This is a genomic window from Imbroritus primus, from assembly GCF_964332355.1.
In the GTDB taxonomy this organism is placed as follows: domain Bacteria; phylum Pseudomonadota; class Gammaproteobacteria; order Burkholderiales; family Burkholderiaceae; genus Imbroritus; species Imbroritus primus.
Window position 1 is genome coordinate 194,757 of the sequence record NZ_OZ201294.1, and the last position, 14,435, is coordinate 209,191.

At 63.5% G+C, this 14,435-nt stretch carries 11 protein-coding genes and 1 pseudogene; 3 read left to right on the forward strand and 9 right to left on the reverse strand.

What is annotated here, in order from left to right; translation table 11 throughout:
• Positions 1 to 26: 26 nt before the first annotated feature.
• Positions 27 to 2,081 (reverse strand): putative bifunctional diguanylate cyclase/phosphodiesterase, encoded by a 2,055-nt coding sequence (locus ACQ3C8_RS15880; RefSeq protein ID WP_428853121.1) that lies wholly within the window; start codon positions 2,079 to 2,081, stop codon positions 27 to 29.
• A gap of 244 nt (positions 2,082 to 2,325) precedes the next feature.
• On the opposite strand from ACQ3C8_RS15880, the gene fumC reads away from it, so the two are divergent.
• Positions 2,326 to 3,747, forward strand: coding sequence for a class II fumarate hydratase (gene fumC, locus ACQ3C8_RS15885; protein WP_009523484.1), 1,422 nt, complete (start codon positions 2,326 to 2,328; stop codon positions 3,745 to 3,747).
• A 30-nt stretch (positions 3,748 to 3,777) separates the two neighbouring features.
• Here fumC and ACQ3C8_RS15890 read toward each other — a convergent pair whose 3' ends face one another.
• The 8 genes and pseudogenes from ACQ3C8_RS15890 to ACQ3C8_RS15925 all read right to left on the reverse strand — a co-directional run bounded on the left by ACQ3C8_RS15890 (position 3,778) and on the right by ACQ3C8_RS15925 (position 12,218).
• Complete coding sequence (locus tag ACQ3C8_RS15890) at positions 3,778 to 6,933, reverse strand: pilus assembly protein (protein WP_428853122.1); 3,156 nt, start codon at positions 6,931 to 6,933, stop codon at positions 3,778 to 3,780.
• A 38-nt stretch (positions 6,934 to 6,971) separates the two neighbouring features.
• On the reverse strand, positions 6,972 to 7,559 hold the full coding sequence (locus ACQ3C8_RS15895) for a pilus assembly PilX N-terminal domain-containing protein (RefSeq protein WP_428853123.1): 588 nt from the start codon (positions 7,557 to 7,559) through the stop codon (positions 6,972 to 6,974).
• Positions 7,559 to 8,553 (reverse strand): annotated as a pseudogene (locus tag ACQ3C8_RS15900) (PilW family protein). The gene ACQ3C8_RS15895 and the pseudogene ACQ3C8_RS15900 overlap by 1 nt, the downstream one beginning before the upstream one ends.
• On the reverse strand, positions 8,550 to 9,149 hold the full coding sequence (gene pilV / locus ACQ3C8_RS15905) for a type IV pilus modification protein PilV (protein WP_428853124.1): 600 nt from the start codon (positions 9,147 to 9,149) through the stop codon (positions 8,550 to 8,552). The pseudogene ACQ3C8_RS15900 and the gene pilV overlap by 4 nt, the downstream one beginning before the upstream one ends.
• Positions 9,149 to 9,610: a GspH/FimT family pseudopilin gene (locus tag ACQ3C8_RS15910; protein ID WP_428853125.1), complete on the reverse strand. Its 462-nt coding sequence runs from the start codon at positions 9,608 to 9,610 to the stop codon at positions 9,149 to 9,151. The genes pilV and ACQ3C8_RS15910 overlap by 1 nt, the downstream gene beginning before the upstream one ends.
• Positions 9,611 to 9,614: 4 nt before the next feature.
• On the reverse strand, positions 9,615 to 10,097 hold the full coding sequence (locus ACQ3C8_RS15915; protein WP_083840446.1) for a type IV pilin protein: 483 nt from the start codon (positions 10,095 to 10,097) through the stop codon (positions 9,615 to 9,617).
• Between the two features lie 433 nt (positions 10,098 to 10,530).
• Positions 10,531 to 10,926, reverse strand: a complete 396-nt coding sequence (locus ACQ3C8_RS15920; RefSeq protein WP_428853126.1) for a type IV pilin protein — start codon at positions 10,924 to 10,926, stop codon at positions 10,531 to 10,533.
• Between the two features lie 458 nt (positions 10,927 to 11,384).
• Positions 11,385 to 12,218 carry a hypothetical protein gene (locus ACQ3C8_RS15925; protein ID WP_009523493.1) on the reverse strand — a complete coding sequence of 278 codons (834 nt, stop codon included), beginning with the start codon at positions 12,216 to 12,218 and terminating at the stop codon, positions 11,385 to 11,387.
• A 245-nt stretch (positions 12,219 to 12,463) separates the two neighbouring features.
• On the opposite strand from ACQ3C8_RS15925, the gene glk reads away from it, so the two are divergent.
• Entirely contained in the window at positions 12,464 to 13,468 is a 1,005-nt protein-coding gene (gene glk, locus ACQ3C8_RS15930) for a glucokinase (protein WP_428853127.1), read from the forward strand.
• 127 nt (positions 13,469 to 13,595) lie between these two features.
• Complete coding sequence (gene phnX / locus ACQ3C8_RS15935; protein ID WP_428853128.1) at positions 13,596 to 14,417, forward strand: phosphonoacetaldehyde hydrolase; 822 nt, start codon at positions 13,596 to 13,598, stop codon at positions 14,415 to 14,417.
• The last annotated feature ends 18 nt before the right edge of the window (positions 14,418 to 14,435 follow it).

Genomic DNA, 14,435 nt, shown 5'->3' on the forward strand with positions numbered 1-14,435 from the left:
GCGGCGGAAGCCGCCAGCCCGCCGGATCAGGTCTGGAAGGTACGTCCCGACGTGAACATATCGGTCACTACGTCCGGCAGCACCGGGGCGCTGAAATGATAGCCCTGCAGGACATCGCACTGCTGCTGGCGCAGGAAGTCCGACTGTTCCTGGCCTTCCACGCCCTCGGCGCAGACCTTCACGCCAAGGTTGTGGGCCAGTGCGATGATGGTGGTACAGATCACCGCGTCGTTGGGATCGGTGGTCACGTCGTTGACGAAGGCGCGGTCGATCTTGATCATGTCGATCGGCAGGCGCTTCAGATAGGCGAGGCTCGAATAGCCGGTGCCAAAATCATCGATCGACAGTTTCACGCCCAGCTGGCGGATCGCCATCAGGTCTTCGATCATCCGCCCCGCACTGTCCATCAGCATCGATTCGGTCACCTCGATCTCGAGGAAGCCGCTGTCGAAACCGTATTCACGCTTGAGCCGCAGCAGCGTCGGCAGCACCGTGCCACGCCGGAATTGCAGCGGCGAGGCGTTGACGCAGATCACGACATCATCCTCGACACCAATCTCGCGCCACGCGGCACGCTGGCGCGCAGCCTCCTCGAGCACCCAGTTGCCGATGTCGACGATCAGGCCGCTCTCCTCGGCCATCGGAATGAAAGCTGCCGGCGGCAGCACGCCGCGCGTCGGATGCAGCCAGCGAATCAGGGCCTCCACGCCGCAGATGCGCCCGGTGACAGCGTCGATCTGCGGCTGGTAGAGCAGGCGGAATTGCTGCGCGGCCAGGGCTTCGCGGATCTCGTGTTCGAGATTGAGGCGATGCGAGACGCCTACGTCCATTTCCGGCCGGAAGAATTCGACCCGGTTACCGCCGCTTGACTTGGCCTGATACATGGCGATCTCGGCATGCCGGAACAGCGTCTCGAAATCATGGCCATGCGTGGGATACTCGGCGATGCCGATGCTAGTGGTGACAAAGACGTCGGTATCGTCGACCATCAGCGGCGTGTCGAACAGGTCCAGGTCAAAACCATTTCTCGCGATCGTGGTGTGCGAGATGATCAGGGCGAAGACGTCGGCCCCAAAACGGGCGACAGTATCGGCCGGGCCAACCATCTTCGTCAGGCGCTCGGCAATGCGGCGCAAGACCTTGTCACCACCGACATGGCCGAGGCTTTCGTTGATGACCTTGAAGCGGTCGATATTGAAGAGGGCAAAATAGAAACGTTGTTGCGCGGCGGCACTCACGCCAATGGCCTGGCTTACGCGATCCATCAGCAGGTAGCGGTTGGGCAGGCTGGTAAGCGGATCGGTCATGGTGTGCTCGGCCACGCGCTGCCGCGCCATTTCACGCTCGGTCACATCTTCCTGGATGCCGACGTAGTGCGTAACCTTGCCCTCGGCATTGCGCACTGGCGAGAGCAGGAACTGGTTGAGGAACAGCTGGCCGTCCTTGCGGAAGTTACGCAGCAGCACGCGTGTCTCGCGCTGTTCACGCAGCGCGGCGCGTACCTCGTTGAGTGCGGCCTGCCCGCTTTCGGTGGAATGGAGGAAACGGCAATTGCGGCCCAGCACCTCGTCGGCCCGATAACCGGTCATGGCCTCGAAAGCAGGATTGACGTAGACGAGCGGCAGATCTTCTTGGAGGGCATCGGCCACGACAATGCCACAGGCAGCAGACTGGATGACACGGCGCAGCAGGCGCAACTGCTCGTTGCTCTGGCGCTGCGCGGTCACATCCTGGGCGGCACCCAGCACAGCAACCGGTTCGCCATTGGCATCGCGTTCGATATCGGCGCGCAGCTGCAGCCAACGGTGGTCGCCGTCGGGGTGGATGACTTCGATTTCAACATCGGCGGGGATGCCTCGCGCCACCAGCAGTTCGAGCATTTTCCGGGCACGGCCGAAACTCTGCGGCGTCAGCATGCCCGCGAGCTCGTCCGTGCTCGGCGCCTTGGCAACGGGCTTCAGGCCGAACAGCTTGAACATGCCGTTCGACCATGTGCCCTGCTGTGTGCGCAGGTCCCAATACCAACTGCCGATACCGACCAGCTCTTCGGCGGCTCGGAGATGTCTGTCGCGGGGAGTCAAATGACGCTCCATCTCTGGTGACAGTTATACCGGTAGCTTCCTGTCATCCGTCCCGTACGGGCCGCCAATGCGGCGGCTGGAAGATAACCAATCACGCAATCATACTTGTGTTCTCATCAGCTCGGTTGAGTTTCTTGCATCGCCTGCCTGACGTAGCGGTCGCGTTATCCCATGCCGCGATCAGGGATAACTTTGACGCCCCAAACGGGTCAGAATAGAACCATTGCCCTTCCGGAGCCCGATCATGAATCCCGATGACTCTTCTTTCCGCCCGACGCGGACAGAACGCGACAGCCTCGGCGAGGTCGAGGTCCCTGCCGAACGCATGTGGGGCGCGCAGACCGAGCGCTCGCGGCAGAATTTCCGCATTGGCGGAGAGCGCATGCCGGACGAGCTGATTCGTGCCTTTGCCGTGCTCAAGCGCAGCGCCGCCGAAGCCAACGAAGAACTTGGCGTGCTGCCCCCAGCGCTGGCTGCGTGCATCGCGACCGCGGCCCAGGAAGTCGCCGACGGGCACTGGCCAGAGGAATTCCCGCTGGTCGTCTGGCAAACGGGCTCGGGTACGCAGACCAATATGAACCTCAATGAGGTCATCGCCCGCCGGGCTGCCGCATTGCTGCAAGCCAGTGCAGGTGCAAATGCCGGTGCCGCGCGGGTGCATCCGAACGATCATGTCAATGCGAGCCAGTCATCCAACGACAGTTTCCCGACGGCCATGCATATTGCCGCCGTGCAGCAAACCCATGGTGCACTGCTGCCGGCACTGGCCTATCTGCAGGAAACCCTTGAAGACAAGGTGGCTGCTTTCGCGGACGTCGTCAAGGTCGGCCGTACCCACCTGCAGGATGCGGTGCCGTTGACGCTGGGCCAGGAATTCTCCGGCTATGCGGCCCAGGCCGCTGATGCGCGGACCCGGATCACCGCGGCGCTGGAGCGGGCGCTGGCGATTCCCCAGGGAGGCACCGCGGTCGGCACCGGCCTGAATGCGCCTGCAGGCTTTGCGGCGGCCTTTGCCGCGGCCTTGTCGCGACATACCGGCCTGACGTTCATTCCGGCCGCCAACCGCTTTGCCCTGCAGGCGGCGCACGATGCGCTGGTGGATCTGTCTGGCGCCCTGAATACCAGCGCCTCAGCGCTGCTGAAGATCGCCCGCGATTTCATGCTGCTGGGTTCGGGACCACGCGCCGGCCTTGGCGAACTGTTGCTGCCGGCCAACGAGCCCGGGTCATCGATCATGCCCGGCAAGGTCAACCCTACCCAGGCCGAAGCGCTGGCGATGGTCTGCACACGCGTCATCGGCAACCACACCACGATCACGCTAGCCAATGGGCTGGGGACGCTCGACCTGAATGCCTACAAGCCGGTCATCGCCTATAGCCTGCTGCAGTCGATCCGCCTGCTGGGAGATGCGGTACACAGCTTCGCCACGCATATGGTGGCGGGCGTGGAGGCAGATCGGGCACGCATTGCTGAACTGCTGGCGCGCTCGCTGATGCCGGTCACGGCGCTCAATCCGCATATCGGCTACGACCGGGCGGCGGAGATCGCCAAGCTGGCGATGCGCGAAGGCCTGTCGCTACGCGACGCCGCGCTGGCCTCTGGCCATGTCACGGCAAAGCAGTTCGACCAGTGGGTGGTGCCCTCCGACATGACCGGCGACTGCTGAGCCAGGAGCCCAGCCTGCGCCAGTCCTTGCTCATTTGCGGTCGGTATTCATGTACCAATAGGTACGCTTGCGGTGGCTCGCCCCCTGCACTGTCGGTGTCGGATTCAACGGTTTCTCGCCGCCGATGACTACGGGCACCGTAACCGGTTTGCCGTCCTTGTCGAGCTGCACGACACCGAATACCGGCGAAGGCGGCAGGCCCACCGTACGGTCGAACACCACAGCACGCTCGTCCGTCTTGCCCGCCCCGGTCAGGAAGCTGATGCGGTAGCCGCGCGAGGTCCCGAGGTCGGGGAAGCATACTCCTGGCGCTGGCGCGGTCGGGGTATTCGTCCCGAAGTACGTAATACCGCTGACGGTCAACGGTGCGTTCACGACCTTCTCGCCCTGGTTGGTGAGGGTCACGTAGTAGCCTTGCTTCGAGCCATCGTAGAGTGCATTCGTGGCATCGAACAGATCAGCCTCCGTGAATGGCACCCACGTCGACGGCATGGCGGTCGTGGTATGCGGGTCGCGCAGCATATAGAGCCGGTTCACCACGTTGTAGGCGGTGCCGGGCGTGGTGGAGTAGGAATGCAGCGGATGCTCACGGTCGCCCGAGCCGGCAATCACGGCATCGAATGCGCCGGTCGCGACGACATCCGGCGGATACAGGAACTTCCGGGCAGCGTTGCCCGTGCCACCCAGCGTGGCCAGCCGCGCCACGCTCCAGGTCGCCGGAGCATTGCTGGTGCCATGCTCCAGGTCGACACGCCAGATGTTGCCGCCCACATCGGCGGCATAGAAGCGCTCGACATAGCCATCGCCATTGCGGTCCAGTACGCTGATGTCGGCAGCGATGGCACGGTCCATGGTCGACACCGGCAGACACGTGCCGCCCGAGACGCCACTGCACGATTTCAGACCGGCCCACACCACGTTGCCATTCACTGCATCAAGCACCACAATGCCACGCCCTTCGGTGTTGGTCCCCGGTGCAGGATCGCTGTCTTCAGCGGTATCGTAGCCAGCGCCCATCACCAGGACCGGCCGCGAGTGCCCCCTGACCTGGATGATTTTCGGCTGGGACCATGTCTGGCCCAGCTCGGGGATCTCGGTCTTGCTTTTCTTCCAAAGGAAACGCGGTGCGGTCGGGTTGGTGACATCGAGCGCATAAATCAATGCGCCGCCGCGCCGTGCCGTCAGATAAAGATAAACCTTGGGATTGGCGGGATCGCGCGTGTCCTGGTAGACCGATGTAGCGCCGTCGAAAAAATATTCCTTGGGCAGCGGGGCCGGGATGATGCCGCTCGGTGTCTTGGCGAGCTTCAACTGCGGGCTGTTATCGAACAGCCGTTTCAACCGGCCGTGGAACTCGGGCGCAATAAAGCCCCACAACTCGCCTCCAGGGCGTACCGTACCGATACCCTGGGTCTGGTTGCCGTTGATCGCCCGGAAGACGCCGTCGTTGGCCCCATAGAACACCACCACACCGGTGGATCCACCATAGTTAACCACGGCTGGCCGGGAATGGAGCACATCGCCATGAATGGAGGGGCGCACGGTCACGGGAGAGCCCGGCCCCAGTTGCTGTTCATTGCTGTTGTTGTCCGCGCCGCGGACCCAGTTCACCAGCTTGCTCGCATTGGCCGCCGTAATATTCATGGCCGCTTGGCCATTGGTACCGGTGAGCCAGCTGTTAGCGGTGTCGAACGCGGGCATGGGACCGCCTGTCGGACAGGTTCCCACACCATTGCAGGTATACAACTGGCGGCCAGCCTGCGAGGTCAGGAACTGGGCGCGCAGCATTTGCGCAGCGCCACCTTTCTCGACCACCTCGCCGTCTGGCGCATCGAACGCGCCGCCAGTACTGGCGGGGCTGTTGACCCAGTATCCGTTCGTCGGCCAGCTCGGCACGAGGCTGGTGGAGTAGGAGGTGGTAAAGGCGAACGGGCCGTCCTTTGGCGAACCTGTGTAACGGTCCGCAGTCCAGAAGCTCACCGCATTCGCGGAGAGGAAGCCCGTTCCCGCACCGCTCAGGGCAGGTTGGTTCTTGGCATCCTGCAGCACGAGCTCATTCTGATCGTCGTACCCCAGCTTGTACTGCTTGAGGTTACCCTGCCAGCGCGGCGAGGCCGTGGCATCCGGTCGGAACATGCCGATGTACACCTGGTTGAGATAGGTGCCCTGGCTGTTGACGCTGACCGGCAAGCTGACGGAGGCGAACACGCTGTTGACGGCCTGCACTTCATTGAGGATCTGCAATAGAGCAGACGCCAGGCCGCTGACGTCGCCGTTCTGGACGACAAACGATTTGCCGCCGCCATTCGTGGCCATGCTCTGTACGAGCCGCACATATTCAGGATTGCTGCCGTCCGTGACCGCGATGGTGTAGGTGATGATGTTCTGGCGGTTGGCGTCGTTCTTCAGGATATCGGTCTGATACATGAAGCGCGCCCACTCGTCACCCCAGCTGGACTGGTATTTATTGGGGCTGATGACGATTTCCTTCTGCTGCGCCGTGTTCGCGCCCGCATCGATCAGCGGCTGGACCTTGGCAACCTGGCCCGAATCGTTTGGCTTGCCGCTGTTGGTGGCATTGGCGAGAAAAATGACGAAGTTGCGCTGGCAGGAGTCGAGGATCGGCGTGGAGTACTGCGTGCCGGAGATCCCACGGTTGCCGGAGAAGAACGCCCACGCTTCCTGCATGCCGCCCGCGACCTGCGCATTGCCAGTACCGTCGACGTTGCGGTCGATGGAGCGGATCACGCTCTGGAAGGCGCTGATGCCGTTTGCATCCATCAATGGCAGGGGGCTCGGCGGGGTCGCCGGATAGCGAAACTTGGCGCCGTTGTTCGTGGACGTGCCGAACATCATCATGCCCATGCGCACTTTGCCCAGCAGGGTGGGCTGCGTCGCGATGGAATTGACGGCGCTATGCAGCGCGCACTGCTCGAAGCCAACGCTCTTGCCGGCGTTGATCGGCAAGACCACGCCAGCCTGCGGACACGTGAAGGAAGCATCCGCGTTCCAGCCGCCTGCATTGTCCAGCAACAGCAGCAGGTTGGGCTCGCCACCATTCGGCTGCACACCGGTGAACAAGTCGATGTCATCCGCTGCCGCCGCGCCCGACAGTACAAGCGCGCACAACCCCGCCGCCAGGCGGATGGCGACCCGTGGCATACCGGTGATTTTTTCGTGTCGCATCACAACCTCTCAATCATGCTTGATCGCCGCCGTTCCCATCAGGATGGACAGGCCGTGCCCAGCGGTACCTCGACCGCAATGCCCTGGTGCAGTTCCACATTCGCTCCGCCAGTTACCGTCGCCCGCACATCCCAGTTGTTGGCATAACGCAGGGCCACGTTGGGATTGCCTGTAGGCGTCGTGAAAATGCCCGTGGTCTGCGCATTGCTGCCGAGTGCCACCTGGGACATTTCCTCGAGACTCTGCGGATTGGAGTAATCGATCGTCTTGTTCGAGCTGTAGACCGGCGTGGAACTGATACAGGTGGGCTGCGCCACGTTAACGGTGTAGTCCGTTTTACCGTCACCGTTCACATCCACGGCCTTGGCGACTGCGGCGCTCGCTGGCGCCACCGTGAAATCCGTGCTGACCACGCGCTCGATTTCCTGCTGTGCCATGGTGCGGGCCTCCAGCGTCAGTTGCTGGTTTCCCGCGACACGCGTGCTTGTGAGGCTGCCGGCGATCAGCGAGATCACCATCAACAGGAAGATGGCGATGAAGATCATGGTCATGACAAGCGTCATGCCACGCTCGCGGGAGCGGCGGACCAGAAGGCGCAGCGACGGGTTGCTGGAGCGAGAAGGCATCAGTTCACCACTCCCGGGGCATTCCACAGGCGCATTGCCTGGGCGTACACCCTGCGTTTGTATTGATCATCGAAGGGCCCCAGCGTCATGCCACCGCCCAGCGCATAGGTACGCGTATCTTTCCAGCCTGCCGAGGGTGCTGTCGTGCGTGACAGCACGCTGGTCCGCACGGTCGCCACGGTCTGCCAGTTGCGTGGCGGCTGCGTCCAGTCGTAGGCGGGCACCGCGGTACAAGCGGCGCTATTGTCAATAGCCGGATCGGCTACGTAGCAATCAGGCGAGCCATCCTGATCGAGATCCATGCCGAAATCGAAATGCATGGTCTGGATTCCCTGGGCTACCGATGAAGTGGTCAGGCCGGTCGGTCCGAGCTCGGCCACCTTGAGGGTCGGGATCGTATCGGCAGGCGCAGTGCAGCGGTCGCAGCTGGCAAGGTAATAGATGCGCACGATGTAGCGCCAGATCGGCGCGGGAGCGGCAGGATCGCAAGTCTTGTTGCGCAGCGTAAACAGGGCGGGATCCGCTCCCACCACGAGCGGCGCAGTGCGGCCGGTGCCACGGCATTGGTCGCCACGCGGCGCACCGCCACGACCTCGGTGTTCGGCACATAGTCCGGCAGGCAGGGTGGTGCCAGGGCGCCCGGCTTGTATACCGTTACGGCAACGGGCATCGTCACTGCAGGCGAAAGCGCAAAACCGAAGTCCGTGACACCGCCCTCGCAGATCGTCGGCAGGCTGGGAGCCGCCGTCTTGGCCAGGTGATGGGCGCCCATGAACCCAGCGAGCTCAAGATCGCGCGCCAGCACATCCAGCGCATAGCGTCCGTTCTCGATCTGTTCCGCACTCTTGTTAAACTCGGCGCGGGCAAAGGAATTCGAGAGGTACAGGCTCGACAGGCCGAGCAACAGCAAGAGCCCCAGCGTGATGCCGACCATCAGCTCGACCAGCGAGATGCCGCGCATGCGGCGAGAGCGAGGTCTGCGCTGCAGGTTCATGACAGTTTCCCAATCCGTACGACAGTCACCACGGCGCGGCGGTATGCGTCGTTGCCGAACTGGCCCTGACCGCAAGCGACCGCGGGGGCGGCGGTGGCCGTCAGTCCCTGCCAGACCACACTGATCCGATATTCCTGCGCCACCGCGTCGATCTGCTCGATGCAACCCCGCGCGCCTACCATGGCGCCCAGCTTGGTGGTGCCTTGCTGTTCCGTACTGCCGAGCAGTGCCTGGTGCCAGGCATTGAGATCCGCCACGGCGGTCGCCGCGTACGTGGCCTTGGCCGCGCCCACACAAGCCGTGGCGGGCGCTGCGCCGGTCCCCAGCGTCATGCCGTCGATACCGTTGGAATAGCATGCCGCCGCGTCACGATTGGCATTCAGGCGCGACACCATGTCCTGGTTCAGGGCGATGGCCTGAAACCGCTGGTATGCCTCGAGCTCGGACTGGTTGGAGCGGGCCATCAAACCCACCGCGCCCAGCAGTGCAACCAGCACGAGTACCAGCGAGACCAGCACCTCGAGCAGGGTCGCGCCTGCCTGCAAAAAGGCCGGAGCGCGACGGGAAGCGGCAAACGGAGCGGTCAGGGTAGCCATCAGCATGTTCCCTTGTGACTGGCCACGCGGCCGGTGCCGCTGACCAGTACGCAGATGACATCGGTCGTGGCGCTGGTCGCCTCAGGCCGGACCAGGAAGGACATCGGACCGCTCAAAAGGCGGCCGTCATTGCCGATCGACATGCTGCTGCCTTCCGCCGAGGTGACGTCGAGCCCCCGGTAATCCGTATATGTTCTGACAGTTTCGGCCCCTGCCGCGACAGTCCAGCCCCGGTTCCACGCGCCAGCATTGGCAGTCACAGTCACCGTCGTATTGCGCTTGATTGCCTCGGCGCGTCCCAGCACAATCGCCGACGCGAGATCCATGGAGGCATTGCGGGTACGCTGCGTGACAATGAACGAGGTCATTGACGGGATGGCGGCCATGGCGAGGATGCCCAGGATCGTAACCGTGATGAGCAACTCGGGCAGGGTGAAGCCAGCGGACCGGAGCGCGCGCATGGGTTTACTGCCAGCAATCGGTACGAGCGCCGGAAACCTGCTTGGCACCCGTGTTGGTCAGGGACAGCGTGCCGCAGCCAGCATCGCGCGTGGCCTGCTCACCGCTTGGCACCGCGCGGATCGCATACCCGGCGGGCGGGCCTGCGACGGCGTCGATGGTGACAGCGTAATGATTCGAGACCGAGGAAGGCACCGACGTGAAACCCAACGCCGCCATCGCGCCGGCACCGGTGGCGTAGGCACGGTTATCGAGCTGGTAGCGCTCGAGTACGTTCGCGACTTCGAGCATGAACGACTGCGCTGCAGCACGGTTGGACCGGACCACATAATCGATGTAAGACGGATAGGCGATCGCACCTAGTATCCCGAGGATGACGACCACGACCATCACCTCGACCAGACTGAATCCGCTGGCTCCAGCGGGCCGAAGACGTGTCCGTACCCGTGGGAAACTAGCAGCCTGCACACGCTGGCGCCGTGACTGCATTTTCTAAGACCCCTATAAGGACCACGGCCGCACCCCGGTCCATGCCAAACCATTATGCGGCGCCCTGTGGCGGATGCCGGATGTCGCTTAAGGATAATCCGGCTTCTTGTTGTATTTATAAGTTTGCCAGAATGTACGAACGGCTTGTGATTTTGTCAAATAATGTGTCTTGGAATAAATTTTGTTGTGGTGCCAAAAAAACGAGGGGCCAGAACATATAAGGAATATGCGGCTTGCGTCACCCACAGTTGCAACCCGTTCCGAGGCCGGCTTGACCAGGGCGAGCGACCGGGATGGTTTGAAGCGACTGCATGACCCGACACCTGCCATGCAGTCGCGCCCACGCAGCAACTGCAGCAACCGCTGTGTCCGTCCTGCCGCGATACGGACCGGCTTTGCAGAGGAACACCGCAGGAGCTGCCCGGCCTCCCCATCATTGGCCCCAGCATGTCAAGCCTTGGCCGCTGACGGCGCGCGCACCGGTATGGGTCAGCGATAGCGTCGCGCAGGCAGTATCCCGCCGCGCCTGCGTCCCGCGCGGCATCGCCAGGATGTGGAACCCCGCTGGCGGCCCGCGCAGCGGCTCGATGAGCACGACATAGTGATCTGCCACCTCCTCAGGAACCCTGGGGTAACCCAGTTCGGCCAGCGCCCGGGGGCCGGTGGCGTAGCGATGATGCGTGGTCTGGTAGCGCGCCTGTGCATTCGCCACCTCCAGCATGAAAGATTGCGCAGCCGCGCGATTGGCGCGCGTCTCATACGCCATGATGGACGGGTAAGCAATCGCGCCTAGCAAGGCCAGAACCGCGACGACCAGGGCGATCTCCAATGTCGCGGCACCAGCCATCCGTGCGCGGAGGGTATGCCGGATGGCGGACCCGCACGCCGGGTTCGCGCGAGTCCGTATACCCGATCCCATGCCGCCAGTCGCACCGATGGTGACTTCCACTGCATCCCTCCCGCTCGCGCAGCGCGAACACGAGCGCTGCGGCCACCGTGCATATTCCCGGGCGGCAATGCCATTGCCGGCGCATGAGAACATGGGCGTCTACCGTATGCCGCGTCCCTCGGGTTGGGGTCTTGCCTGTGCCTCTCAGCCGGCGAGCCCATGACTCGTTCTAGCGCATGCCCGTCTGCAAAAACGTCGCAGATTTGTCATTTAATGTTGCATGACGCACAGTCCCCGCCTGCAAGGCAGGTTCGCAGGCACTGTGGATGCGGCAAAGCAAGACGAGAAGGCACGACGCGCGGAAACGTCCGCGGCAAAGGAGAACTGCTGGAGGAAAGTCAGGCGCGCTGGATGGCCGCGATGATCGGCGGCACCGTCATCGCCTCGACACGCCGGGTCACGGCATCGGGAAAACGGGCGCGATGCCGGCGCAGATGATCGAGCACGCCGGCCAGACCGGCGGGAGCACGCCCCAGCAGCATGATGAGATGCTCCGGCGCCATCTGGTCGAGCACCTGGGTGGGGATGCTGTCGCCTTCGCAGGTGGACACGGGGAAATAACGCACGATCGGCAGGATGACCCGCAGCGGGGCATGGGGCACGAGCTGCCAGATCGCCGAAAATGCCGTGGCGGTGCAGAACGGTGCACGCGCGGCGACATCGGCCTCGGTAAACACGCGGTGCGTCCCCTTGGCCAGCACGTACTCGCGCATCAGGTCTGCCAGTTCATCGACCGGCACGGCGCCATCGGCGATCTCGATGAACTCGGCAATCAATGCACCGTCGACGACCGGATCATTCCACACCATGGCCTGACGCTCGAGCGGCGTCATGTCAAACAGGTCGGCTGCCACCAGCCATTCGGACGGGCGGCGTACGCTGGCGCGCACCAGGGGACTGGGGTCGCTCTGCTGGCGCTCAAGCAGATCGGCTTCCACGGGGTTCTGCGGCGACAAGGCGCGTGCGCCCGCCGCCAACGCCCGCACCCACTCGCTGGTATCGTTCGACGCGCGCGACAGCAACGCAAGCGACGGCTCACCCTGTTGATCGCGGTAGGCCTGCAGCACCTGCGCACGGCTTTCCACGGACATGCTCTCCCACGCCGTCAGCAGCATCCGCTGCGAAAACGGGGATTCACACATCAACATGGCAAGCTGGTCCTGGTGCATCATGGTGATCCATCTCCTGTGAGTGACAGGATGTCGAGTGCCGTAACCGGAGCGCGTAACACTCTGCGTCCCTGGGTGCGGCAGTCATTTGACAAAGCGCAACGTTCTTGCGCTGCAATTGTACGCCGGGTCGCCTTCAAGTTGGCGAACGAATGCGTTCCGACAGACGGAACTACGTATAATTTTGTTGCACAAAATCGACAACCTCGCCGGTACATCACCACTCCAGAATAGGAGGAGACAAAACAGTGATCCGTACTGCACGCCTGCTGGTTGACATCGGCGGGACCTCCATCCGCTTCGCGTGGCGCGAAACGGGGGGTGAGCTGAATGATGTCCGCATCTATCGCACGGCGGATTTTCCTTCCATGGAAACCGCCATCCGCACCTACCTACGCAACTGTCCTGTCATGCCGGGCGTCGCGGCGCTCGCCACCGCCAACCCGGTACAGGGCGACACTGTTCGCATGACCAATCTTGCGTTCAGTTTTTCGGCGCAGGAAATCCGCCGGGCGCTCGATCTGGACGCATTGCTGATCGTCAACGATTTCACCGCACTGGCTTTGGGGGTGCCGCATCTCGCCCATGACGACCGGCAGCCGATCGGCCCAGAGCTTGCGGGAGTGCCGGGGCCCATCGGCATCATCGGCCCGGGCACGGGGCTCGGCGTATCGGCGCTGATCCCGACACAGACCGGATGGCAGGCGCTGAGCAGCGAGGGCGGACACGCAACCTGCGCCCCCGCCGACGCCTTCGAGGCCGAACTGCTGCGCGCGGCGTGGCAGCGGCACACGCATGTCTCGTTCGAACGGCTGCTGTCCGGACCCGGCCTGCGCCTGCTCTATGAACTGGTATGCGCGGCACACGGTACGCTGCCGCAACCTGCCACGCCAGCCGAGATCACGCAGCAGGCACAGGACGGAACCTGCCTTGCCTGCCAGCAGGCGGTGACGACCTTCTGCAACCTGCTGGCGACCGCCGCCGGCAACCTAGCGCTGACGCTCGGGGCGCGCGGCGGCATCTATATTGGTGGCGGCATCGTGCCACGTCTCGGCACGTTGCTCGACCCCGTGGCCTTTCGCAGCCGCTTCGAGGCACATGGCCGCCTCGGCGAGTATCTTGCCCGTGTCCCGACGACACTGATCACGGCACCTTATGCCGCATTGACCGGACTCGATGCATTGTTGACGGCCTGGCTGACACACGGACGGCAAGCACCGTTACCATTCGATCTTGTACTCGTGCAACGCTAGCGATGTCCGGCCCCGCCATCATCCTGCCTGCATGGCTTGCCGAAGGCACTGACCGGTGCCACGCCACCCTGCACGGACCTGTCGTGCCTATCGTCATTGCTTGTTTGCCTGACCGCTACCCAAAACCATGACAACTCCCCAATCTCTCCCCATCCAGGCCGTGATCTTCGACTGGGCCGGCACGCTTGTCGATTTCGGCTCGCTGGCGCCGACACAGATCTTCGTCGATGCCTTCGCCACCTTCGGCATCGCCATCACCCTCGAACAGGCGCGCGGTCCCATGGGCATTTCCAAGCGGCCGCATATCGAGATGCTGCTGGCGGAACCCGGCATCCAGGCGCAATGGCAGCAGCAGTTCGGCCGCCCGTCGACGCAGCACGACGTCGATGCCATCTACGAACGCTTCATGCCAATGCAGATCAGCAAGGTCGGTGATTATTCGCAGCCGATCCCCGGCGCGGTCGATACCTTCGCCTGGCTACGGGCGCACGGCATACGTATCGGCTCGTGTTCCGGCTACCCGCGCGAAGTGCTCGACGTGCTGCTGCCAATGGCTGCGCAACAGGGACTCGTGCCGGACCATGTCGTGGCCGGCGACGAACTCACAGCCGGCGGCCGGCCCGGCCCGTTCATGGCGCTCGCCAATGTGCTGGCGCTGGGGGTGACGGACGTACGCGCGTGCATCAAGGTCGATGACACGGCGCCGGGCATCCTGGAAGGCCGCAATGCGGGCATGTGGACTGTTGGCTTGTCGCTGTCAGGGAACGAAGTGGGTTTCTCGCCGGCGGAACTGGCCAGCGCCGATCCAGCCGAAGTGGCCCGCCGCAAGGCTCATGCCGAAACGCATCTGCACAACGCCGGGGCCCATGTCGTCATCGACACCGTGGCCGACCTGCCGCGTATCGTCACGGAGATTGCCGGGCGCATGGCGGGCGGTGAACGCCCCTGAGCCCGGCCAGCGCTGGTG

Coding starts and splice junctions, on each gene's coding strand:
- fumC (WP_009523484.1), top strand. CDS start 2,326: ATGAATCCCGATGACTCTTCTTTCCGCCCGACGCGGACAGAACGCGAC.
- pilV (WP_428853124.1), bottom strand. CDS start 9,149: ATGGCTACCCTGACCGCTCCGTTTGCCGCTTCCCGTCGCGCTCCGGCC.
- ACQ3C8_RS15915 (WP_083840446.1), bottom strand. CDS start 10,097: ATGCAGTCACGGCGCCAGCGTGTGCAGGCTGCTAGTTTCCCACGGGTA.
- ACQ3C8_RS15890 (WP_428853122.1), bottom strand. CDS start 6,933: ATGCGACACGAAAAAATCACCGGTATGCCACGGGTCGCCATCCGCCTG.
- phnX (WP_428853128.1), top strand. CDS start 13,596: ATGACAACTCCCCAATCTCTCCCCATCCAGGCCGTGATCTTCGACTGG.
- ACQ3C8_RS15895 (WP_428853123.1), bottom strand. CDS start 7,559: ATGCCTTCTCGCTCCAGCAACCCGTCGCTGCGCCTTCTGGTCCGCCGC.
- ACQ3C8_RS15910 (WP_428853125.1), bottom strand. CDS start 9,610: ATGCGCGCGCTCCGGTCCGCTGGCTTCACCCTGCCCGAGTTGCTCATC.
- ACQ3C8_RS15925 (WP_009523493.1), bottom strand. CDS start 12,218: ATGATGCACCAGGACCAGCTTGCCATGTTGATGTGTGAATCCCCGTTT.